Annotated in this window: 19 protein-coding genes; 9 read left to right on the top strand and 10 right to left on the bottom strand. The window is 41.6% G+C overall.

The features are described 5' to 3' along the window. The first annotated feature begins 198 nt into the window (after positions 1-198). The gene (locus tag H6G41_RS07365; RefSeq protein ID WP_190745023.1) at positions 199-969 is read left to right on the top strand and encodes a class II glutamine amidotransferase; all 771 of its coding nucleotides are present in this window, start codon (positions 199-201) and stop codon (positions 967-969) included. A gap of 162 nt (positions 970-1131) precedes the next feature. On the opposite strand, the gene H6G41_RS34995 is transcribed toward H6G41_RS07365, so the two are convergent. Continuing rightward, complete coding sequence (locus tag H6G41_RS34995; protein ID WP_242037829.1) at positions 1132-2463, bottom strand: response regulator; 1332 nt, start codon at positions 2461-2463, stop codon at positions 1132-1134. A gap of 734 nt (positions 2464-3197) precedes the next feature. Here H6G41_RS34995 and H6G41_RS07355 point away from each other — a divergent pair. The 3 genes from H6G41_RS07355 (at position 3198) to H6G41_RS07345 (ending at position 5132) form a co-directional block, all read left to right on the top strand. Further along, complete coding sequence (locus tag H6G41_RS07355) at positions 3198-4346, top strand: alanine--glyoxylate aminotransferase family protein (RefSeq protein WP_190745021.1); 1149 nt, start codon at positions 3198-3200, stop codon at positions 4344-4346. A 253-nt stretch (positions 4347-4599) separates the two neighbouring features. Next, positions 4600-4830 carry an addiction module protein gene (locus tag H6G41_RS07350; RefSeq protein ID WP_190745019.1) on the top strand — a complete coding sequence of 77 codons (231 nt, stop codon included), beginning with the start codon at positions 4600-4602 and terminating at the stop codon, positions 4828-4830. After that, the gene (locus H6G41_RS07345; protein ID WP_190745017.1) at positions 4827-5132 is read left to right on the top strand and encodes a type II toxin-antitoxin system RelE/ParE family toxin; all 306 of its coding nucleotides are present in this window, start codon (positions 4827-4829) and stop codon (positions 5130-5132) included. The genes H6G41_RS07350 and H6G41_RS07345 overlap by 4 nt, the downstream gene beginning before the upstream one ends. A 42-nt stretch (positions 5133-5174) precedes the next feature. On the opposite strand, the gene H6G41_RS07340 is transcribed toward H6G41_RS07345, so the two are convergent. The 4 genes from H6G41_RS07340 to atpD form a co-directional block, all read right to left on the bottom strand. Continuing rightward, on the bottom strand, positions 5175-5645 hold the full coding sequence (locus H6G41_RS07340; RefSeq protein WP_190745015.1) for a GNAT family N-acetyltransferase: 471 nt from the start codon (positions 5643-5645) through the stop codon (positions 5175-5177). A 425-nt stretch (positions 5646-6070) separates the two neighbouring features. After that, positions 6071-8164 carry a flotillin family protein gene (locus H6G41_RS07335; protein ID WP_190745013.1) on the bottom strand — a complete coding sequence of 698 codons (2094 nt, stop codon included), beginning with the start codon at positions 8162-8164 and terminating at the stop codon, positions 6071-6073. A 225-nt stretch (positions 8165-8389) separates the two neighbouring features. Continuing rightward, positions 8390-8803: an ATP synthase F1 subunit epsilon gene (atpC, locus tag H6G41_RS07330; RefSeq protein WP_190745011.1), complete on the bottom strand. Its 414-nt coding sequence runs from the start codon at positions 8801-8803 to the stop codon at positions 8390-8392. Between the two features lie 151 nt (positions 8804-8954). Next, the gene (gene atpD / locus H6G41_RS07325) at positions 8955-10403 is read right to left on the bottom strand and encodes a F0F1 ATP synthase subunit beta (RefSeq protein ID WP_096643570.1); all 1449 of its coding nucleotides are present in this window, start codon (positions 10401-10403) and stop codon (positions 8955-8957) included. A 366-nt stretch (positions 10404-10769) separates the two neighbouring features. On the opposite strand from atpD, the gene gap reads away from it, so the two are divergent. The 3 genes from gap to H6G41_RS07310 all read left to right on the top strand — a co-directional run bounded on the left by gap (position 10770) and on the right by H6G41_RS07310 (position 14903). Beyond that, positions 10770-11804, top strand: a complete 1035-nt coding sequence (gene gap, locus H6G41_RS07320) for a type I glyceraldehyde-3-phosphate dehydrogenase (protein WP_190745008.1) — start codon at positions 10770-10772, stop codon at positions 11802-11804. A gap of 237 nt (positions 11805-12041) precedes the next feature. Beyond that, the gene (gene pyk, locus H6G41_RS07315; protein WP_190745006.1) at positions 12042-13472 is read left to right on the top strand and encodes a pyruvate kinase; all 1431 of its coding nucleotides are present in this window, start codon (positions 12042-12044) and stop codon (positions 13470-13472) included. A 423-nt stretch (positions 13473-13895) separates the two neighbouring features. Then, the gene (locus tag H6G41_RS07310; RefSeq protein ID WP_190745004.1) at positions 13896-14903 is read left to right on the top strand and encodes a transaldolase; all 1008 of its coding nucleotides are present in this window, start codon (positions 13896-13898) and stop codon (positions 14901-14903) included. Positions 14904-15139: 236 nt separating this feature from the next. Here the strand turns inward: H6G41_RS07310 and H6G41_RS07305 are convergent, their stop codons facing one another. Together H6G41_RS07305 and H6G41_RS07300 are read right to left on the bottom strand one after the other, a co-directional pair. Beyond that, positions 15140-15541, bottom strand: coding sequence for a DUF4278 domain-containing protein (locus H6G41_RS07305; RefSeq protein WP_190745002.1), 402 nt, complete (start codon positions 15539-15541; stop codon positions 15140-15142). A 318-nt stretch (positions 15542-15859) separates the two neighbouring features. Beyond that, positions 15860-16759: a hypothetical protein gene (locus H6G41_RS07300; RefSeq protein ID WP_190745000.1), complete on the bottom strand. Its 900-nt coding sequence runs from the start codon at positions 16757-16759 to the stop codon at positions 15860-15862. 131 nt (positions 16760-16890) lie between these two features. Between H6G41_RS07300 and H6G41_RS07295 the strand changes: the two genes are divergently transcribed. Continuing rightward, complete coding sequence (locus H6G41_RS07295) at positions 16891-17805, top strand: metallophosphoesterase (RefSeq protein WP_190744998.1); 915 nt, start codon at positions 16891-16893, stop codon at positions 17803-17805. A 445-nt stretch (positions 17806-18250) separates the two neighbouring features. After that, complete coding sequence (locus H6G41_RS07290) at positions 18251-18934, top strand: carbonic anhydrase (protein WP_190744997.1); 684 nt, start codon at positions 18251-18253, stop codon at positions 18932-18934. Between the two features lie 403 nt (positions 18935-19337). Here the strand turns inward: H6G41_RS07290 and H6G41_RS07285 are convergent, their stop codons facing one another. From H6G41_RS07285 to nuoF, 3 genes are all read right to left on the bottom strand, one after another. Further along, positions 19338-20924, bottom strand: coding sequence for a GMC oxidoreductase (locus H6G41_RS07285; RefSeq protein WP_190744995.1), 1587 nt, complete (start codon positions 20922-20924; stop codon positions 19338-19340). A gap of 31 nt (positions 20925-20955) precedes the next feature. Continuing rightward, positions 20956-21945 carry an aldo/keto reductase gene (locus H6G41_RS07280; RefSeq protein WP_190744993.1) on the bottom strand — a complete coding sequence of 330 codons (990 nt, stop codon included), beginning with the start codon at positions 21943-21945 and terminating at the stop codon, positions 20956-20958. Positions 21946-22643: 698 nt separating this feature from the next. After that, positions 22644-24269, bottom strand: a complete 1626-nt coding sequence (nuoF, locus tag H6G41_RS07275) for an NADH-quinone oxidoreductase subunit NuoF (protein ID WP_190744992.1) — start codon at positions 24267-24269, stop codon at positions 22644-22646. Positions 24270-24380: the final 111 nt, after the last annotated feature.

Raw genomic sequence — 24380 nt, 5'->3', positions numbered from 1 at the left:
CTATTTTTCAAGTTAGTCCCGCATGGGAAAAACCCACAACCAAACATGAAAATCTCTCTTACCTAGCCCCTAGCCCCTATTTTCAAGTTAGGTTTTGCCAAAACTGGTGATGAAATTTTAAGATTGAAGCGATCGCACCAGAATTTTGGCAGCAATCTGAAGTATCTTAATCCCAGATAATATCCTCAGGTTTTAAAAATGTGTCAACTGCTGGGAATGAATTGTAATACCCCAACAGATATTTGCTTTTCCTTTGAAGGTTTTTCTGCTAGGGGAGGAAAAACTGACGATCACTGTGATGGTTGGGGTATAGCGTTTTTTGAGGAAAAAGGATGTCGGATTTTTATTGATGATAAACCTTCTATAACTTCTCCAGTAGCCGATTTAGTGCGGCGTTATCCCATTCACTCCACCCATGTAATAGCCCATATCCGTAAAGCTACTCAAGGTGATGTAGCCCTACAAAACTGTCATCCTTTCCAAAGAGAACTTTGGGGGAGATACTGGGTATTTGCCCATAACGGTAATTTACCGGATTTTAACCCGGAGAACATGGGCTTTTATCAAGCTGTGGGTGAGACAGACAGCGAAAAAGCATTTTGTGTGATTTTAGAAACTCTGCGACAAAGTTTTCCCAAAGGTAAGCCACCGTTAGAAAAACTCTATCCTGTTTTGCGTAAAATTACTGTAAATCTAGGATTATTCGGTGTTTTTAATTATTTGCTTTCTGACGGCGAGCACTTTTTTGCTTACTGTTCAACTAAACTCAGCTACATTGTGCGTCAAGCACCATTTGCGGCGGCGCACTTAATCGATCAAGATATGACTGTGGATTTTCGTGAGTTAACTTCCCTAAGCGATCGCGTTGCGGTGATTGCTACTACTCCTCTAACGGACAATGAGGTGTGGAAAACCATCCAACCAGGAGAACTTTTAGTCTTTCAGGATGGTTTACCGCTGCAATCTTAGTGGATTCATTAAACTCGCTCACAACCTATTACCGCTTTGCGGAAGTCAAAAGTCAAAAGAATTGAATTTTGGGCTTTTTAGCCATTTTAAATGGTTTGTTTATTTACGCCGCACTGTACTATTGTAGTTAGGGCTTTAGTCCTTACTACAAACAACTTATGTTTAACAAACTGCTAACTTAGATTTTTGATGAAATGTTGATGCTGTTTTTGTACCAGTCAACTTATCTACTATCTCCAGTACCTTAGTGGGTAATACTGGTTTAGTCATAAATTCCGTAGCCCCAAATCCTTTAGAGTGAACTGGCTCAAGTAGGCGATCGCTACCTGTTAAAATTACCACGGGTATTTTGCTCAAAAAGGAACTACGACGAAGCTGAGCATAGATTTCATACCCACTTACCACTGGCATGATTAAGTCTAAAAAAATCAAGTCTGGTTTTTTCTGAATCAGAATTGGTAGAGCTTGTACTGGCTCTGAGATACCGATAAATTTCAGCCCATTATCTGTAAGAATCTTCTCCATCATTTTACAGATTTGGAGGCTATCATCTATACAAGCTATCAATGGACTGTGTGATGTTGTGGGTTGAGGAAAAGTAGATTTGTTGTTCAGGGTCAGTAAATTTGCGGAGTAATTGTTTCCTTGTTTTGATGACTCCGGGAATGTAGAAATACCACGAGAAAAAAGTTTGTCAAATTTTGCTACCGAAATTTCCTCTTTTGTTTCAACAACAGCGGCTTGAGCTTTAGCCTCTGGGAAGGGTAAGTCAGGTACTTCTACAAGTTCCGTAATTCCTTTGTTAATATAGGGAAGCAAAGAACGGGTAAGTGGTAACACACTTTGCTTCATTCTTACGGCTAATTCCCAAATGGTATATTTGCCATTAATTAACTTGACAAAGTTATTGTAAATAGCTGGGCTTACCCGCTGTTGAAGTTCTTTTGGTCTGCTCAATACAGGTGCTAAATTCGGAGAAACTGTCCCTAAGCCAGCTTGTACCCAATTGCACCAAGACTCTTGCATTTGCTTTAATGACATCTGCGCACTTGTAGAAATCATGGGTGCGTCTAGTATGACTTGGTGATTGCGATCGCAATTCCAAGAGTCATTATTTACTTGTTGAGCCAGATCAAATAAAATCTCTGCTATTGTAGTTTCCACAATAGCGTTGAGTTGTTCTTGTTTGATTTGCTGGGATTTATATAAATTTTCTAGCAATAGATAATCCCAGTACTCTATCGATGAATTAATTGTTTCTAAATGAAGATTGCCAATATCGATTTGCGGACAATTTTGAGCTAAACATCTACGCAAACGTCTATAAGGATGAGTCCCTTCTGTAGCCCACACCAACTGTCCTAGACGATAATACAAAGACCACTGTCTTCCTTGAGAATTTTTAAAATTTACTTGACCGTTGTATTGTAGTTGGGTACATTTATTCAACCCATTCAGCAATTTCTTTAGCTCTAGGGTGTTAGGGTCATTCATGATTTATTGCCTTCAAAAGTCCAGCCAATTCTACAGAAAGTCGTAATTTTAAAGAAATTAATCCTTCATACAGAAATATTAAATTTTGTCCGGATGAGCTACAACCGTAGAAATTCTGATGTTGTCGCTGTTGGTAGATACGGAACTGGATTGCTGGTATTGTGATAAATTCCGCAATCTCAAAATATTGATTATCTATATTCAGAACTAGATTTTGTTGTAGAGGTTTTATCGGGTATGGCTGAACCCTGGTTAAAACCTGGAGGTGGCTGACATTTAGAAAAGATGAACAAATCATGAACATTAGGTAAAGCACCACTTTCAAAAATCTATAGTTATGGCAGTTTAGATAACATCAAAAGAAAAGAAGCAAAAGAGAAAAATAAATCTTTCTTTAGACTGATATTTTTGCAACTTTTACTTGCTTGCTAAACAGAGCCAATCCTATATATATTTCCCTGAGAATTAAGACTGATAATAAGTAGAGAAAGTGAGGAAATTCTGAGGTTCAAAGCAAATTTTTATCAATCTAGTGTTGGATCGTAGACTAGCTTTCACCCTGTTTGCTGATGAAAGCCTGATTTGCAAAGAAAATTCGATCGGCGGCTATGGGGCTGAAGTTGTATCTCGCTGTCTTAGAGTATCCTTCTAGTTACCGTCGGTAAACAAAATCAAAAAACGGTGATGCGATCGCTCTATGATGCGGATATATACGATATAGCTCAGAACCAATCATGACATCAACAGTCTCAATCAACGATAGTCAAAGGTTGCAAATTGCACCTCTACAAGTCCCATCTCGCTTACTTTTGGGGCCAGGGCCATCCAATGCTCATCCGGCGGTATTACAAGCCATGAATACTTCACCTGTAGGGCATTTAGATCCCGCTTTTCTCGCCCTCATGGATGAAATTCAATCCTTACTGCGCTATGTGTGGCAGACAGAAAACCCCTTAACAATAGCAGTTAGTGGTACCGGTACAGCCGCAATGGAAGCGACTATTGCCAACGTTACCGAACCTGGTGATGTGGTATTAATAGGTGTAGCTGGCTACTTTGGTAATCGCCTCGTTGATATGGCGGGAAGATACGGCGCTGATGTCCGCACTATTACTAAACCTTGGGGACAAGTTTTTCACCTAGAAGAACTGCGTAATGCCTTAGAAACTCATCGTCCCGCCATCCTGGCTTTAGTTCATGCAGAAACTTCCACTGGTGCGCGTCAACCCTTAGAAGGAGTTGGCGATTTATGTCGTGAATTTGGCACTCTGTTATTAGTAGATACAGTCACTAGTTTAGGCGGCGTGCCCATATTTTTAGATAATTGGGGAGTTGACCTAGCCTATAGCTGTAGCCAAAAAGGCTTGGGTTGTCCTCCTGGTGCTTCCCCTTTTACCATGAGTCCTCGCGCCATAGAAAAATTGCAACAGCGCCGCACCAAAGTGGCTAACTGGTATTTAGATATGAACTTGTTAGGCAAATATTGGGGTAACGAACGTGTATATCATCACACAGCCCCAATTAATTTGTACTATGCACTGCGGGAAGCACTGCGTTTAGTTGCAGAAGAAGGATTAGCAAACTGTTGGCAACGTCATCAAAAAAACGTAGAGTATCTGTGGGATGGCTTGGAAGATTTAGGACTAAGTTTGCATGTTGAGCGAGAGTTCCGCTTACCAACTCTCACAACTGTCTGCATTCCCGAAGGGTTGGATGGTAAAGTAATTGCCCGACAATTACTTAACGAACATAACATTGAAGTTGGCGGTGGTTTGGGTGAACTTGCTGGTAAAGTTTGGCGCGTTGGACTAATGGGTTTTAATAGTCGCAAAGAAAGTGTCGATCAACTTTTAGAAGCATTACGCCAAGTTTTAGCTAAATAGTGTTTCTGAAAATCTTCCCTCCGCTAACCTCAAAGGGATAGCGGGGGATGATTTAACATCACTATACAAGTCTTTAAAAGAAAGTGGGTAATCAAGTGGCGTAAGTACGCTCGTACCACAAAATATTCTCTCTTCAAAATGCGATACTCTGGTAAAGTCACTGCGCGAGCGTAGTTTACCTATAAACCACAATTGCAATGCGGCTGTTAAACTTATAATTGTTAGGTCATAATTATTGACAAGACCTCAAAGTATGAGCGAAACAGCAGAAAAACTTAAACTCGAACTTTCTCAGCTATCTGCAAAAGAACGTGCTGAAATTGCCTACTTTTTAATTCATTCTCTGGATGAGGGTATAGATGATAATATAGATGCAATTTGGGACGAGGAATTAAGTCAACGTTTGGATGCAATTAATCGTAATCCTGCTATTGGTGAATCTGCGTCGCAAGTTTTTTCTGATTTAAGAAAAAAGTATTCGTGAAGTTTATTGTTATCCATACTGACGCTAGAAAAGAGCTTGATGCAGCAATAGGGTACTATGAATCTCAACAAGTGGGTTTGGGTTTAGATTTACTGTCTGAAGTGGAAAATATTCTTCTCAAAATTCAGCAAAATCCTAATTTAGGAAACCCACACAAGATTGAAGGAATACGTCGCTACGTTAATCAGCGTTTCCCCTATCAGATTTTTTATACGGAACTTGAAGAAGTAATTTGGATTATTGGCATTGCTCACAGCAGGCGCAAACCTAATTACTGGAAACAAAGAAATATTGAAAGTTAATCAATAAGCTACATAACTAATGAATGACTGCAGGAATCACTATTAATTAGTAATTAAAACCTTTTCCATTGCATAATTAATAAAAGTTTCTCCTCTACGTTCTACCTGTTGCTCAGTAATGATAGAGAAACCTTTGTTTAAAAAAAATCTCTTGGCAGTAATACTTGCTTCAACGTACAAGCGGTTAATTCCTAACTCATAAGCTTTTGCTTCAATTGCGGCATAAATTTTACTACCAACACCCATCCGTTGATAGTTTTTATGGCAATAAAAGCAGTCTATATGTCCGTTGGATTCTAACTCACCAAAACCTGCAACTATACCTTCATCTTCAGCAACATAAGTAAATCTTTGTGAACAAATTTTTGCCCAATCCCGAAAGTTAATATCATCTGGTGCCCATGCTGCAACTTGACTGCTTGAGTAGTCACGAATATTAACTTCACGTACTGTTGCGTGAAATAATTGCGCTATTTGCTCTGCATCTTGCGGCTTAAATAATCTTATTTGCATAAAATTAATATAGCAATCCCATCTGATTTGTGAAAATATTTTTCTAATGAACCGCCAAGTCGCCAAGTACGCCAAGGAAAAGAGAAAAAATGAGAATTAATAAATTTCACAAATGATTTAGGATTGCTATATTTACGCATCGTATTATTATACAATTTTACAAAAAAAGTAGTTTTATAATTTTTATACAAATTTGAAAAAGAATGCGGCAGATGGTATGGGCATGGCATTGCCATGCCCTCTAGAATATATTAATGTACCGCAAACAATATTTAAATTGGTATTATTAATCATTAATTTGATAGCGAACATATCTATAATATGGAGGGTTTAGCATTGCTAAACCCCTACAATATTGATTAATTATTTGTTGAGAATATCACCCCTGTTTGGTTAAATCAAAACAAGGGTGTATGAGTTCAACGTTACTTATCCCCAGTAAAATCAACAACTATTGGCGGAATTGTACTTTGTCCGTTTGGTTGGGTTTTAACTATTGGTTGGGGATGCAATGGTGTGGGTAATGTCTCACCGGGTTTAGCAGTTTGATTCCACAAAATTAGTGAGAGTAAACCATCAACTAAACCGTGGGTGTTGCCGTTACTACCACCAACTAGGATATCGGGAATCAGGCGGACATTGCGATCGCCGATAATTTGCATCAACTGCATCGCTGTATAACCTTGTGGCCCCAAGGCTTCCACACCAGTGCGGTAGGTTTCAGCTTTAGCGTTACCTGTGGCGCGGATACCTTCAGCTTCTGCGATCGCGCGCAGTTTTGTACCTTCGGCTTCACCATTAGCTTGCTTAATTTGCGCTTGTGCTTTCAAGTCAGCAATATGCACGCTTTGCTCTGATTTCACCATTTCTTGCTGAATATCGGCTAATGCTGTTTCCCTGACTAGTTGTTGGCGTTGGGTTTGCGCCGCTTGTTGCACTTCGTAAGTTTTGCGCTGTTCTTCAGCAATTTTCCGGTCGGTTTGGGTTTGCATCAGGGTTGCTGGCGGCTGAATATCACCTATTAAGGTGTCTATTGCTTGCACATCGTAAGCCCGGATTGCTACTTTAATATACTCAGCAGCTTCCGCTTGACGCTCGCTTCTAGCGGTGAGAAAGTCGAGTACAGTACAGTTTTGGGCTGAGTTACGGAAATAGTTACCGATAGTTGGTTCTAATACATGGTCTACAAGGTTTTGCATGGAACCAACGCGAGAAATTACTTTTGGCGCATCCAAAGCACCAACGTGGATGATTTGCGCTACTTCTAAATCAAAAGCAAACCCATCACGCGATCGCACTGTTAAAGAAGCGAGTTTTGCATCATAACTGTGGCGTTCAGTACGACCTGACCAGTTTAAAACAATATTGGTCGTGGGTACCAATTCAATTTTCATGATGCGAGAATTAAGCGGGTGCTTACCTGGATACAGTGGTTCAACCCATACACCCTTATGTCCCTGGTTCACCAAATTACCGTGGGTGAAGGCTGCACCGCTGACATCTACTTGAGCTTGACCAACGAAAGAAATTACCACACCTACATAACCAATCGGAATTTCTGTCATTGGTACTTGCTCAACCTGAACAAACCAAGGATTCAAGTTCCAAGAACCAGAAAGGAGAATCTGCTCTTGTAAACCTCGGCGTCCACCTGCATTAATGAATTTCTGTCCGTTTTGGAAGTTGTTGTGTCCCTCAATTGTCGGCCCGGCGATTTCTCCACCGGGAATTGGTAATCCATCTAAGGTAGTTACAATGCCAACTTTATCAGAGGCTACAGTGTGCACCCGCAACTGTTCGGGATTCATGCCATGAGCAGAAGCGTTCGATGCCATGATGACTTTAAATAAGGCGGTATTGATACGGTAAGTACCAGCCGTCAAAAAGCCCATTTGCCGACCTTTTTCGCCACCGTGAGTCAGGAATTTCCGCGCATCTTGGAAGTTATCACAATCGACAATTTTACCCAGGATGCGTTCTGGCGGGTTGGATGCACCATCTGCGGCGACAATCAAGGCGATTTCACCTTGAGGTACAACTACCACCGATTCTTTGCGAACGGAGTATTGCCAAGGCCATTTGCGCCAATGCCAACCTGGTGCTAGGGTATCTGCTTGCAAACCCGCCTCACCATTGAGTGCAATCAATCTTCCAGCAGGAAGTTGACGACCGGAGATGTCAAATTTTTTGACGACAATGCCAACTTCCCGTTCGCCAATTACCACCAAGCCGCCAAAGAACAAGGGGACAAATACAACCACACTTCCCAAAAGAATAATTGGGATGAGTCCCCCAGGCAGCATTTGCATTGCCTGGTATTGAGTATTACTGGTTTGTAACTGGGCAATTACAGGTTGTGGCTGTGTCGGTTTGACTGAAACTGAGGCGATATTGTTTGCTTTAAGTGTTTCTACTGTTGATGCATTAGCTAAATTGGTATAATTAACACTGCCAGCTACTGCTAATGATGCAACTAAAGATCCGGCAATCTTACCAAAAGAAGATTTAAACTTATTCATAATATGTGCCCTTCTGGGCAACTAATTATCTAACTTATCACTTCACTTGGGCGATGCCAGATTTCTTAAACTTGGTGTAATTTTTTTATAAGAAGTAAATGGGCATTGGGCATTTGTCCTCCTTGTCTCCCTAGTCCCTAGTCCCTAGCCCCTAACCCCTACTGCCCAAAAAATTAAGGGTGGACATATTGCCCACCCCCAAAAGTTGAAATATCGAGTAAGATTTTAGAGCAAACCGCCAGCAGCTTGAAACCGAGCGCGGGCGCGTTTGAAGGCTTGATTTGCCTGAATCTGAGCTTGGCGATCGCCTGCTGGAACCTGATTTAGCTTGGTTTGTGCTTCACTATATGCAGCACGGGCTTCATCGAGGTTAATAGCGCTACCACGTTCAGCACCATTTACAAGAATGGTGACTTCATCTTCTTCAACTTCAGCAAAGCCGCCCAAAAGAGCGATCGCTTGCCATTCTTGATTTTTGTCGGCACGTACCCGCATTACACCTGTATCCAGGGCGGTTAACAGGGGTGCGTGTCCGCTCAGGATACCTAGCTGACCAGTGGTGCTGGGGAGAATTACTTCTTCAGCCGCAGCATCCCACACAGTTTTATCTGGGGAAATTACACGAACGGTTAATGTCATAACTTGTGAATTGTCAGTTGTCAGTTGTCAGTTGTTAGTTGTGAGTCAGCGCGGTCTTGGGGGTTTCCCCCATGAGCGACTGGCGAACCCCGAAGGGGTCAGTTGTCAGTTGTTTTTTGCTACTGACTACTGACTACTAACCACGAACAAATTAGCCTTTGAGCTTTTGGCCTTTGGCGATCGCTTCGTTAATATCGCCCACCAAGTAGAAAGCCTGTTCTGGCAGATCGTCCAATTCACCAGACAGAATTTTTTGGAACCCTTTGATGGTGTCTTCCAACTTCACATATTTACCAGGAGAACCGGTAAATACTTCTGCCACGAAGAATGGCTGAGATAAGAAGCGCTCAACCTTCCGGGCGCGGGCTACAGTCAGACGGTCTTCTTCAGACAATTCATCTAAACCTAGAATAGCGATGATGTCTTGCAGTTCTTTATAGCGCTGCAATGTTGCTTGTACCGCACGGGCAGTGCTGTAATGTTCATCACCAACGATTTCTGGCTGAAGCATGGTAGAAGTAGAGCCTAAGGGGTCTACTGCTGGATAAATGCCCTTAGAAGCCAAACCACGAGACAGTACTGTGGTTCCGTCCAAGTGAGCGAAGGTGGTTGCAGGTGCGGGGTCAGTTAAGTCGTCCGCAGGTACATATACTGCTTGAATTGAGGTAATAGAACCTTCTGTAGTTGAGGTAATCCGCTCTTGTAATGCACCTACGTCAGTACCCAGAGTAGGCTGATATCCTACCGCAGAAGGCATCCGTCCCAACAGCGCAGATACTTCAGAACCTGCTTGTACGAACCGGAAGATGTTGTCAACAAACAGCAGTACGTCTTGTTTGTTAACATCGCGGAAATATTCGGCCATTGTCAAGCCAGACAGACCTACCCGCATTCTTGCTCCAGGTGGTTCGTTCATCTGACCGTAAACTAGAGCAATTTTTGATTCATTGAGGTTATCTTTGTTGATTACCCCAGATTCAATCATTTCATTGTAGAGGTCATTACCTTCGCGGGTGCGCTCGCCCACGCCAGCGAATACAGATACTCCACCGTGCTGAGTCGCGATGTTGTTGATCAACTCCATCATGATCACGGTCTTACCAACACCTGCACCGCCGAACAGACCAATCTTACCGCCACGGCGATAAGGAGTCAGCAAATCTACAACTTTAATTCCGGTTTCAAACACTGAAGGTTTGGTTTCCAGATCGGTGAATTTGGGAGCCTCACGGTGGATAGGCAATGTAGCCTCAGGATTTACAGGCCCTTGATTGTCTACAGGTTCGCCCAGGACGTTGAAAATCCGACCCAAAGTAGCTTTACCTACTGGCACGTTAATTGGCGCACCAGTATCTACTACTTCCAGACCACGCACTAAGCCATCGGTGGAGCTCATTGCAACAGCCCGCACCTGGTTGTCGCCCAGCAATTGCTGTACTTCGACGGTCAGGCTAATTTTCTGTCCAGCTTCGTTGGAGCCGTTGATGGTCAAAGCGTTGTAGATTTGCGGCAATTTCCCGCCGGGAAATTTAACGTCTACAACAGGACCGATGATTTGGGTAATGTAACCGATGTTTGTTTTTTCTGCGGTGGTGACCATGCTGAGCCTAATGATTGAAGCTATATTTCAGATAGGGTCGTAGACGACATAATATGAAGTAATGTCACTTTTCAGATTAACACTGAACGAACCCATTCTCTGCCATAATATTCATTCTTAAGACTGGGTTGTTGATAATTTCTTGTCTTGAGTCAGTGGAGCTAAGGCATGACGGGGATCGCAGGATGGAAGATTCAAGCTGCCAAGTTTTCCTCTGGCCAAAACCTTAAAAGATGCCAATAAAATCAGGGTTTATCTTCTGGTGACTGTAACGATCAGCTAAGTCAGACCAAAACTATCCTAGATGAATGCAGCGTTGAAGATAGGGTAATAGCCCTTTTGGGTTATCAGAACAGGAGATTAATTGTGACGAAGTTGAAAGTTGGTATCAATGGATTCGGCCGGATTGGGCGGCTTGTGCTTCGCGCTGGCATTAATAACCCCAATGTTGAATTTGTGGGGATTAATGACCTAGTACCGCCAGATAATCTCGCTTATCTATTTAAATACGATTCAACCCACGGTAAATTTAAAGGTAAGGTGGAAGCAAGGGAAGATGGCATCGTCATTGATGGACATTTTATTCCTTGCGTGTCGATTCGTAATCCAGCCGAGTTACCTTGGGGACAATTGGGTGTAGATTATGTTGTGGAATCTACAGGGCTGTTTACTGGTCAAGAGGGAGCCACAAATCACCTCAAGGCTGGTGCTAAACGGGTAGTAATTTCTGCTCCCACTAAAGACCCAGACTTGGTTCCTACGTTGCTAATGGGTGTGAATCATCACCTATTCGACCCCAGTAAACATACCATTGTTTCCAATGCCAGCTGTACCACTAACTGTCTGGCTCCAGTGGCTAAGGTAATCAATGATAATTTCGGCTTGAGCGAAGGTTTAATGACCACAGTTCACGCCATGACTGCGACTCAGCCCACTGTAGACGGCCCCAGTAAAAAAGATTGGCGTGGCGGTCGGGGTGCAGCCCAAAATATTATCCCTTCTTCCACAGGCGCAGCTAAGGCTGTGGCATTGGTGTTACCAGAATTGAAGGGTAAATTGACGGGTATGGCTTTCCGAGTTCCTACTCCCGATGTTTCTGTAGTGGATTTAACCTTTAAAACTGATAAAGCCACTAGTTATAAAGAAATTTGCGCCGCCATGAAAGCTGCGGCGGAAGGTGAGTTAAAAGGAATACTCGGCTACAGTGACGAAGAAGTAGTATCGACAGATTTTCAGGGTGACACTCACTCCAGCATCTTTGATGCGGGTGCTGGCATTGAACTCAACTCCAACTTTTTTAAAGTAGTTGCTTGGTACGACAACGAATGGGGCTACTCCAATCGTGTAGTTGACTTAATGTTGTCTATGGCACAGAAAGAGCAACTGGCTACTGTGAGTTAAGTTTGACATTGGGCATTGGGCATTGGGCATTGGGCATTGATATTGACCCCTTGTTTCTCTTCCCAGTACCCAATCTCTTGGTAAAACGACGCATAATTTTTGATAGCAAAACTAGATAGAAGAGTAATTTTACTGGGCAGCTAAGTGATATGAAGCACTTGTGAATTTGGATGCTTTAGATATCCAGGTCGCAGGTTTTGGGGAAAACCCCAGGCTATTCCTAAACCCTCAATTCCTATGCGTCGAACCAAAATTATTTGTACTGTTGGCCCTGCTACATGCGCACCTGAGCGGCTAGAAGCATTGGTAGAAGCTGGGATGAATGTGGCACGGCTCAATTTTTCTCACGGGGCCTATGAATTCCACGCGCAAACGGCTGGCTATCTGCGGCAGATTAGTTCGCGACAGCGCAAGCCGATCGCAATTATGCAAGACTTATGTGGGCCGAAAATTCGCTTGGGCAAATTACCACCGGAAGGACTGATGGTGGAAACTGGTAGCGAGGTAACTTTTGTCTTACAAGAAAAGGGCGAAAGTGTTGACGAACTACCTTTACCATTGCCGACTTTGTTTGCAATGGTGCGCCCAGGGGAACCGATTTCGATTAATGATGGTCGGGTGAAATTAGTTGTGAGCGATCGCGATGCCGATCGCATTCGCGCCCATGTGAAAATTGGTGGTTTAATTTCCACTCACAAAGGGGTAAACTTACCCGAAACTCGTTTACCCGTCAGTTCCATCACCGAAAAAGACTTGCAGGATTTGCGATTTGGCATTCAGTTGGGTGTGGATTGGGTCGCAGTCTCCTTTGTACAATCACCGCGAGACTTAGAACCAGCCCAAAGAATGATTGAAGCTGCGGGAGCAAAAATTCGGGTAATCGCTAAAATCGAACGCCCAGAAGCGGTCAAAAACTTCGATCGCATTTTGGCAGCCGCCGATGGCATTATGATTGCCCGTGGTGATTTAGGCGTGGAAATGCCAATTCACGAAGTTCCCCACATTCAAAAAGATATTATTCACCGTTGTAATCGGGCAGGAAAACCTGTGATTACTGCCACTCAAATGCTGGAATCGATGATTAGCGCCCCCGATCCCACCCGTGCCGAAGCTACAGATGTGGCTAACTCTATTTGGGATGGTACGGATGCGGTGATGCTTTCGGGAGAAACGGCTGTAGGCGAATATCCCGTTGGTGCTGTTCAGATCATGCATAATATCGCCGTGCGCACAGAACAATCGTTACAGGAAGGTAGCAGCCACGCCTGGTGTCATGAAGCGGGTAGTTTGAGCGTTACCGAGTCCGTAGCAGAAGCAGTATGTCGGATTGCCTATGAAATCGGCGCTAAAGCAATTCTTTGTAATACTTCTTCGGGAGGTACAGCCCAACTCGTATCTAAATACCGCCCATCTACACCAATTATTGCCCTCACCCCAGATGAAATAGCTTACCGTCAGCTAGCACTTTCTTGGGGCGTCATTCCCTTATTAATTCCGCCAGTTCACAACGCCGAAGAAATGTTTATGAATGTGGTGAACACAGTTGTAGACATAGGTTTAGCCAAAGAAGGCGACCAAGTAGTTATTACCTCTGGCGTGCCAATTGGTCAATCAGGAACAACTAGTTTAATTAAAGTGCATTCTATTGGACAGCCGATTTTGGCATAAGCCTTCTAGAATAGGGGCGAGGCTCAAGACAGTAAAATTACTTGCTTGGGCAAGAATTAAGAAAAGTTGCCAAAATCAGAATTGTAGGTACAGCAAAGAGTGGAAATAAAACGGTAATCGGTAAAGGAGGCAGGAGGGAATAGGGGCTAGGGGCTAGTATTTTTGAATCAGCAATCGTAGTTTTCAAGGCATTTTTTCAGGTAGCTTCACGAGAAATCCTACAACCAACACCTAGCCTTTAGCCTCTACTTACAAGTCATCCCAGTATCAACCACAATTTATGTTTCATTCTTTCTCATTCCTTCTGCCCTTCGGGTTCGTCAGTCGCTCATGGGGGAAACCCCCAAGACCGCGCTGACTCACCATCTGCCCTCTGCCTTTCCTAATGTAAATCCTAAACAAGCACACAACACGGAGCAATTTATGTCTAAGAACCTACTAGAGCAATTGCGGACAATGACTGTAGTAGTTGCGGATACAGGGGATATTCAAGCTATTGAAAAGTTTAAACCCCAAGACGCGACCACAAACCCCTCGCTGATTACGGCGGCGGCACAAATGCCTGAATATCAGGAAATTGTCGATCAGACTTTACTGCAAGCAAAAAAAGATGCAGGTACAGGTGCTAGCCAAGCACAAATTGTTACCATCGCTTTTGACCGTTTGGCGGTAGCATTTGGATTGAAAATTTTACAAATCATTCCTGGTCGGGTATCTACAGAAGTTGATGCGCGGTTATCTTTCGATACTGAAGCTACTGTCACCAAAGCTAGAGAATTAATTGCCCAATACGCCGCCGCCGGAGTTGGTCGCGATCGCGTTTTAATTAAAATTGCCACCACTTGGGAAGGTATCCGGGCTGCGGAAATTCTGGAAAAAGAAGGTATTCATTGTAACTTAACACTACTGTTTGGCTTGCACCAAGCGATCGCCTGTGCGGAAGCTGGCGTTACCCTCATTTCTCCCTTCGTCGGTCGGATTCTCGACTGGTACAAGAAAGATACCGGACGGGACAGCTACCCCTCAGCAGAAGACCCAGGCGTATTATCTGTTACCACGATTTACAACTACTACAAGAAATTCGGCTACAAAACCGAAGTTATGGGAGCTAGCTTCCGTAACATTGGCGAAATTACTGAGTTAGCTGGTAGCGATTTGCTGACAATTTCTCCTTCACTATTGGCGGAATTGCAAGCAACCGTTGGCGAATTACCCCGCAAACTCGATCCCGCTAAAGCCGCTAGCGTGGAAATTGAAAAAATCTCCATCGACAAAGCCACCTTTGACAAAATGCACGCCAGCGATCGCATGGCGACTGACAAACTAGCAGAAGGTATTCAAGGTTTCACCAAAGCCTTAGAAGAATTAGAAAAACTGTTAGCTAACAGATTGGCTACCCTAGAAGCTAAATCTGCAACTCCTGTAGCTTAGAATTTTTCTCCATTTAGTTAGCACTTTAAAACTTAATAGTTAACTCTCAAACCCGATTACTAAAAATCGGGTTTTTTATTGCGTTAAAAGATCCCCGAATTTTTCAAAAAGTCGGGGATTTTAGACTATCGATTTTTACAATCAAATAGGACTGCTATATATTTTTTTGCCTTATGTACAGACACAAACAATAAAGAAAATCAGACAAGTCAGCACAATAAAACGTTTTATGATTTCTACAGGAATAATCCACTTATTGCCTGAATGAAGCGCGATAGTGTGGGATTGGAATTGAAGAAGTTGGGGATTTGATTTTGATTATAGGAATCGGTTATTAGGGTAGACTTTGGTTTCATTGCTGTGACGCAATTTCCAGGTTGAGAGGATGTTGTAGAAACTTCTCCTGTTTGCGTTCTCTCCACAGAATAAACGATTCCTCGATACATTAATTGATAAGCTACGGTTGATGCTTGAACTGGCGTAGGCTCAATATTAGGGTCAACACGGTAAGTTGTTCCACGATAAGTCAAGTTATACGCAGAACCTTGATGGCAAACTGGCTCAAAAGGTTTTGTGCTTTTTTTAGCTACTTCAGAGGATTTATATTCGTAGGTAAGTCCGCGATAGTAGAGTTTCATTTTTTGGTAGGTGCTTACTGATTGGTACAGGTAATTTAATACCTTAGGGAACTTCCAGTAAGACATCTGGCAGCATTAGAGTTACCAGAGTAATACTGGCGTCATTGGTATATTTTTTACTTTCAACTTGCTTCTGTTGATAGCTTATATTTTTATACTTAGTCTTTTATTAGACATCGGTGATAGTTGCAATATTTATTTAAAGCTAATATAAAGCGCTTAGACGCTAAAAATCTAAATTAGACATAATAAATTCTTTAGTATATGCACTTTAACCTCTACCTCTAGCTTTAAAGCAACAGTAATTTTTCAGTCAATTTACTGATTTTTGCCGATAAAAGGTATTATTCGCCGTTTAAAGATAATCATTTTATTCCCGACAACTGGATTGCGCGCTACCAGCCTATCTTGAAAATCAACCACTTCTAAATGCGTAAAGTCCAATTCTTGCGATCGCTGTAAAATATCGGCTGCGAGTTTATCTTGTTGGGATGCAGTGAGAGTATACCAATCGTCGCTAATTTTCACCGTTAGGTTACTAGTGCGAAAATTAGCCTGAATTGATTTTATAAGTCCAGAAGCAACGCGATCGCTAATTTCTGCTACTTGATTTTCGATAGCCGCAATTAACACTTGTTCTGGAGTCAATTGCACTGCTGGCTTAGGTTCAGGCGTAGGTGTCGGTTCCGGTGTTGGCGTTGGTTCTGGTGTTGGTTCCGGTGTCGGTTCTATTTCCGGTTCCACTGGTGGAACTTCTGATGCTGGTGAAGGCGTAACTTCTTCTGGTACTGTGGGTTCTGGCGTTGCTAATTCTGGCTGAGGCGGAGTGGTTATCGTTGGCGCAGGTGTTGGCGTTGCTGCGGGAACTTCTTCAACTGGAGGTGCGATCGCTATCTCAGGCGGTTTATTGGTGAAAAATGTCGTAGTTGTCCACACTAAAACCACGGTAGTACCCGCAATAATCCCTGTCAAAGCTGTATCGGACAACTTTGCAGACAAATTCGCTGGTAAAACATTGCGGATTTTAGCCAGCAATCCACCCCAAAAACCAGGAGTATCCTCAGTTCCTGGTGGCGGTACTGTTTCCAGTTTCACCACAGCTGATTCTAACAGCCTAATAGTCCCCCTAAGAACCTGGATAATCGTAGACTTCCAAATTGGCTGGTTTCTCTGGGGGTGTTTGCGGCGACGTTGTGGATTCTGATTGTCTTGCGACATGGAACTTTTACCAAGAGCAACAAATCAAAGAAAAATCAAATACATTGTTAGCAATGTAGCTGCTTTTGTAATGTATCACTTCATTGCTCAATGCTCAGGCTAAACTGACTAGTTGTTGAATTTAATCATTTATGAACCTAAAACGCCGCCAATTTTTATTTTTAACTAGCCTTGGTTTCCTTGGTACAGGATTAACCTGGATATTCACTAAGCAAAACAGTCAAAGCATAGATTTAGCTCAATCACAAACCGCGATCGCCGCCAATCCCGCTAACAAAAACTTGCTACTCCGGTTTGTATCCGTTGCCGATACAGGCACAGGTGCGAAAGGACAGTATGCTGTAGCTAGGGCAATGACTCGTTATCACCAAAAAAATCCTTACAATTTAGTAGTTTTAGCTGGTGATAACATCTATAACAATGGAGAAATTGAAAAAATTAGCGCTGTATTTGAGCGTCCCTATAAAGATTTGCTCAAGCAAGGTGTGAAATTTCAGGCTTGTTTAGGTAATCATGATATTCGCACTGATAACGGCGATCCACAAGTTAAATATCCCGGCTTTAATATGCAGGGACGCTATTACACATTTAGCCGAGGTGATGTACAATTTTTCGCCTTAGATACTAACGGTAATGCTGACTGGAAAAACCAGCTAACTTGGTTAGAAAAACAATTAAGTCTCAGCAAAGCATCTTGGAAAATTGTCTTTGGACATCATCCAATTTATGCATCAGGAGCTTATGGTAGTAGTCCCGAATTTATTAAAACTTTCACGCCTTTATTTAAAAAATACGGCGTCCAACTTTATATCAACGGACACGAACACCATTATGAACGTACCCGTGCGATTAATGGTACAACTTACGTAGTATGTGGAGCAGGTGCAGGTAATCGTCCTGTAGGTAAAAATGAATGGACAGAATACTCTACTAGCGATTTAAGTTTTGCCGCCTATAATGTCTATTCAGACAGAATAGAATTAAGCGGTATCGACACTAATAACCGCATTTTCGATCGAGGAATTATTCCCTTAAAATCTGTTTAATTTATCCACCTTCTGATTAAATGTTGGGTAGGAATTAACCCACCACATTTTCTGGTTACACAATTATCAAAAATGTCACAGGTAAAGGTGATAAAGGCAAAATAATTGATAATTTAGAAACGCCAGCATTGCAAACGAATATGTATTAAGCGTTTGTACAGAATAACAATAATCAGAAGTAGTAACAAATCAGAAGTAGTAACAGCGATTACACCTATTTTGAAAAAAATTGGAGGTGTATGTATTGTTTCTGATGCCAAGTGGATAGCGCATTAAATAAACTGAACTAGAGACACTTGTGTAAAAATTCAAGCATCAGGGGTTAATGTAGAAAAATCATCACAGTATGATTAGTGTCTCTAGATTTTATCTTTGTTGCGGAAAGTTAGTGGCTGATTGTGAAGCTATAGAAGACTGAACATATTTTGGTGAGAGGAATTAAATTGTGCCAATAAAACGCATAATAGCAGGTTTAAATGAGTTTCATGACAACTACTTCATAACCCATAGAGAATTATTTAAACAGTTATCTCAGGGTCAAAACCCCGAAGTTTTATTCATCACTTGTTCAGATTCGCGGATTGACCCTTGTTTAATTACTCAAAGTTTACCTGGAGAATTATTTGTTATTCGTAATGTGGGTAATATTATTCCCGCCTATGGTACACCCAAGAGTGGGGAAGCAGCCGGTATAGAATATGCTGTTGAAGCTTTAGGTATTAGAGATATTGTCATTTGTGGTCATTCTCACTGCGGAGCCATGAGAGGATTATTACAAATAGGTAATTTATCTCAACAAATGCCTTTAGTTTATGATTGGCTAAAGCAATATGCTGAACCAACTCGTCGTATAGTTCTCGATAATTACAAAGATTACCCAGCCGATAAATTATTAAAAATCGCTATTGAACAAAACGTTTTAACTCAGATAGAAAATTTAGAAACTTATCCAGCAGTGCGCTCTAAATTGCATAGTGGTAAATTAACTCTTCATGCTTGGATTTATGAAATAGAAACTGGTGAGGTTTTTGCTTACGATGCCAATATTGGTCAATTTAAAATTTTAGATAACCGACCATTTCCTGTACCAAATCCTCTACTTGGCGCATATTCAGAAAATAAAGTTTAATTAATTGATTTACAGGGTTGGGTTGCGAAAACATCTAACCCTATATCTTTACAGCAGTAGTAAAGTTTGCGCGATCGCACTATACTAAACAGCATATCTTCAGTTTTCAGGACATAGCTTATGATTCTTGAGGCAGTGATGCTTCATGTCAAACCTGAAATGGAATCGGAATTTGAATCCGCTTTCAAAAAAGCTTCTAAGCTCGACTTTATCCATTTTTAGGAAAACCAAAACCCGACGCTGAAACCATTACAGGACAGTATTTTTAGTTTTTGGACTTAAGCGCAAATCAGTAACATGGAAAAAGTATTTGCCAAAAAACCAGGATTTTTGCCGGATAAGGAAAGCCAAGTTATTAATTTTGGATAAAGTCGAGCTTAGTAGCGAACGCACCTGTAAAATACTACTTCTTGTAAGATTGCTTAATATGATCGGCAAGCCTAACTGTTAACGCCACAACTGTGAGAGTAGGATTCGCATAACTAGAAGTTGTAAACACAGAACTACTAGCAATATACAAATTACTCACATCATGAACTTTGCAATTTGCATCCACAACACCTGTTTCCGGAGTGCTTGACATTCTCGTTGTCCCTAAATGATGTCCTCCTTGTGGCGCTGCTGATGTTCTAATTCCAGGAACAACCTTTCCTAAACCAGTATTTTCTACTGCTTGCTTGAGTATCTCTACAGATTTCTCCACACTAAAAATATCTAATTCACTCAGCCGCCAATCAACTTTGAGTTGATTAATGCCAAAATTATCTTTGCTCTCGCTTAAACTTACCAAACTATTGGGGTTGGGTATCTGCTCACTATCGATGCGGAATGTATACAGATTAGATTTGTTTTCTATAATTACAGAAGGTAATTTCTTATAGCTCAAAATTCTTTGGGTAATCCATTTATAAGCAAAACCCACCGTCCCTTGCGGATCAAAAATTATATTTTTGAGATGAGCCGGTAAATCTTGAGAAATGTTTTGTTTTTTCAACAAAGATTTTGCTAAATAAGTAGCCGAAAGCACGCTACTTTGATGACTAGGATCTATAAAATTGGGACGCTCGACAAAAAAACGTTGATTTAATAGTCCATCTTCCTGGCGTTTCTCTTCCCGAATGGCAATTGAGTGTTGATAGTAAAGCCCATCAGGAAAGCGTTGATAATCCCAAATTACTGGTACTTTTTCTGCAAATTTAATTTTGATATAACTATTGAGATGTCCCATGTAATATCGCCCTAGCAAACCAAAGCGATTGCCAATACCTTGTTTATGAACATCATTAGATACTAGTAATAATCTAGTAACTTCTAACCCGCCAGTTGCTAGCACATATTGTTTAGCTCGTACCTGAAAATTATTCCTTCTTAAAGAAGCAACATCTAAATAATCAACGTTATTACCTGTTTCGTCAGTGGCAATTTTCAGACAATTGGCATTTAACAGCAAAGTGATATTGGGCGCATTTTTTAAAACATTTAAGTAGCGCTTCCCAAAATCTGTAGGTGGACTAAATAAATATATTTGCTCAGTTGAGATATTGGCTGAGTTTAAACCAGGAACTATTGATTTTGTGCCATCAACAGCATAATTATAATCGCCTAGTTCACAATATTTATGTGCCAATTCATAATAAGGATCTAAATCCTTTTTTGTAATCGGCCAACCACTGTAAGGGACATGAGATTGGTATTCAAAATCAGATGCATCAAATGGTACGCATCTCCCGCCCCAGACAGTTGTTACCCCCCCTAATTGTCTGCGCCGATTTTCTTCTAAAGAACTATGAGTGGCGAGATTTACTTCTCCTTGATTTAAGACATCAAGATTTGCATCGTATTTAATTCCCCCACTTTCCAGTAACAGAACTTTTACATCCTGGTTCAAGAATTCCAAAGCTAAGGTGATACCTGCTGCACCAGCACCAACAATGCAGATATCACAATCTAAAGTTTCATTCTCGGCAATACTACGTGCATCAATAATCATTATTTGATTAACCTCACTGGAGATGAACTAGCTACAATCTCGATACCAAAGCAGCCATTTCTTCTTGAGTCAGAATTGGTGAAGAAAAAGCAGCTAAATTGTTTGCTAAATGTTGACGATTACGAGTACCAACAACGACTACAGACACTGGTGCAAATTGTAAAACGAATTGAATCGCAATTTGCGCGATCGCCTCCTTTCCTCTTTGCTTAACCAGTTCTTGCAATTGTTGGACAGTATGTTGCACCTTGATATCTTCAGTGACTTCCGGGAAGGCTTCAGGATTTTGGAGTAACTTAAACAGTTTCCCGGAAGCAAAAGCTTGTCTAGCAATTATTCCTACAGTATCTTTTTCGAGCAGAGGGAATACTTTATCGACAGCAGTTTGATTGAGTAAATTAATTTCTATTTGTAGCGAAGAACACCCAGGATAATTTAAACAAACTAAAGCATCTTCTACATTGCGACAAGCAATACCATAGTATCTAATTTTGCCTTGAGACTTGAGTTTTTCCATTGTCTCGAATACCTCACCGTTTTTAATTACCGATACGGGAGGTTCATGCAATTGAAAAATATCTAAATAATCAGTCTGCAATCTTTTCAAGCTTGCTTCTACAGCACTCACCAGATAAGCAGCCGAAAAATCCTGTTTTAATTGCGAAGATCTAGCTTGTAAAAGTGGCTGTTTTATCGGTTTAATTAAGCGAATAATTGGTTTGAGAAAAGGTTTAACCTTGGCAATAATACTACCAGTATTTGACAAACAAAATCCGGATTTACTGGCATAAATTACTTGGTCGCGTTTATTTTTAAAAGTTTTGCCTACCAGCTTTTCACTTTCTCCCTGACCATAAATATCAGCAATATCGTAAAAATTAATACCGCTATCTAGAGATTGTGACAAAGTTCTGATAATTTCCTGAGGACTTTGTTGATTAATCATCGAGCCAAAGTGTGACCCTCCAATTCCCATTTCCGAAACTACAAGGTCGGTAGAGCCAAAGTTTCTATATTTCATAATAATTCGTCATTCTCAGTGCAGATTTTCCATCCGATGTTTCACATATAGCTTATATCATTAGGCTGGGATATTGCCCATCCTACAAAAGTTAGATGATATTTTTGATAATAAACACTAGATAATTTACTTAGTATTAGTCAGCATATTTTAAACTCAGTTCACAACTAAAAATAAGCCATAAGCAATCACATATATAATTTTGTCTATGGGCAATCAAAAAAATAATATTTTTCAGGTAGATGGGTTTTAGCTCAACAATTATGGCTATTAATTAGCCGTTAATGATTCCGACTTGTTATTGACTAACTTGTTCCACCGGGCACAAAAATATTTCTGGATAATCTGAATATTTTTCTCGCCTTGAAAGCCAGAATATTAATAATACTCAGGATAATTTGGCATTTTTAATTGCTAATTATCTACAATTAATTAATTTTTTACGTATCTACTTAAGTGATAACTGATACATTATAACACAAAGCTTTTTTGCCAACAATTTACGCTGTTGCCAGTGCTTGAAGTTTAAAAAAATACAAAAAACTCTCGTCTGTGATGACAAAGAGTTTTTCAGGTAGCGGGTGAAGTTAGCCTAATATGGTTGAGTGAAGAAGCTTTATCTATTGAGGTAGGGAGAGGAGAAATCAGCAATTTCCAATGCCCAATGCCCAATGCCCAATACACGATTAATCGCGTTTCTACTGAACTAATAACGCTAAATATTCATCTCGGAAATAACGTAAGGTGCTAAATACTGGATTGGGTGCAGACTGACCAAGCCCACACAAGCTGGTATATTTCACCATGTCGCACAGTTCCTCTAGCAGTTCTAAGTCAGATGTTGTGGCTTTCCCGGCGCGAATTTTGGTTAATAATTCGTGCATTTGCACCGTTCCCACTCGACAGGGGATGCACTTACCACAAGATTCTTCCATGCAAAATTCCATAAAGAAGCGGGCGACATCTACCATATTTGTAGAGTCATCCATGACAATCATCCCCCCAGAACCCATGATGGAACCAAGTTGAGTCAGGGATTCGTAATCTACGAGACTATTAAAGGCTGATGCTGGAATACATCCGCCAGAAGGGCCGCCAGTTTGCACAGCTTTGACTACACGCCCGTTAGGTACGCCACCGCCCATTTCTGTAACAATTTGCTGTAAGGGCGTTCCCATTGGTACTTCGATTAAACCTGTGTTGCAGATGTTACCTGCAAGGGCAAAAACTTTTGTGCCTTTACTCTTGTCTGTACCAATGCTGGCGAACCAATCAGCACCTTTGCGAATAATGGGGGAAATGTTGGCGTAGGTTTCGACGTTGTTAATTAAGGTAGGTGAACCCCACAAACCAGACTGAGCAGGATAAGGGGGGCGGGGTTGAGGCGTACCGCGCTTACCTTCAATTGAAGCCATTAAGGCAGTTTCTTCACCGCAAACATAAGCACCGGCACCAATGCGGATATCAATTTTAAAATCAAACTGAGATTCAAAGATTTGGCTACCCACAAGGCCAAGACGTTGTGCTTGGCGAATCGCAGTTTGCAGGCGGCTAATGGCTACAGGATATTCAGCGCGGATGTAGATGTAACCTTGGTGCGCGCCCACAGCGTAGGCGGCGATCGCCATTCCTTCTAAAACTCGATGCGGATCGCTTTCTAAAACGCTGCGATCCATAAATGCACCCGGATCGCCTTCATCGGCGTTACAGATAACAAATTTGCGATCGCCTTTTGCCTTAGCAACTTGCGCCCATTTTAAACCTGTGGGATAACCAGCGCCACCTCTTCCCCGTAAACCACTGCGCGTCACCGTCTCGATTACTTCTGTGGGTGTCATTTCCCGCAGTACGTGATATAGAGCTTGATAACCTTCTGCTGCAATATAAGATTGAATACTTTCGGGATCGATTTTGCCGCTATTTTCTAAAACAATTGGCATTTGGTAGGTAAAAAACGGCTGGGTTAAATCGCCTTTTTGAACTGTAGTTTCTCTCCCAGTCACAGCTGCAATAATTGATGGTGCATCTTCTGGAGTCACCTTTTCATACAGCGTACCCAAATTTTCTGCTTGGTTGGTAGAGTCTGTATTTGTGGTTCCCTGAACTTCTACTAATGGCCCGTTACAACACAAGCGCATACAGCCAACGCCAGTTACTTGCACTTGTGATTCTAAACCTGCGGCGGTGACGGCTGCTTCTAAGCGCTGTTTAATGGTTTGAGAATTAGCTGAGAGACAACCAGCTGCCTGACAACAGCGAATTTGCACAGGCTTAGTAGATAATCTTTCCTTTTGGGCAATTTCCTGTAATTCAGCTAGATCCATCTTTGAGGCTGCCTCCTCTTAGATCGTTACTTTGGCTCTACCCTGAAGTTAGGGGAAAATTTTGAGGAACTTGTGAGGAAATTACTTGGTATGGACAAAAGAGTATTTGTG

It is taken from the genome of Tolypothrix sp. FACHB-123 (assembly GCF_014697075.1).
In the GTDB taxonomy this organism is placed as follows: Bacteria; Cyanobacteriota; Cyanobacteriia; order Cyanobacteriales; family Nostocaceae; genus Aulosira.
This window is presented reverse-complemented; position numbering and strand designations above follow the sequence as displayed.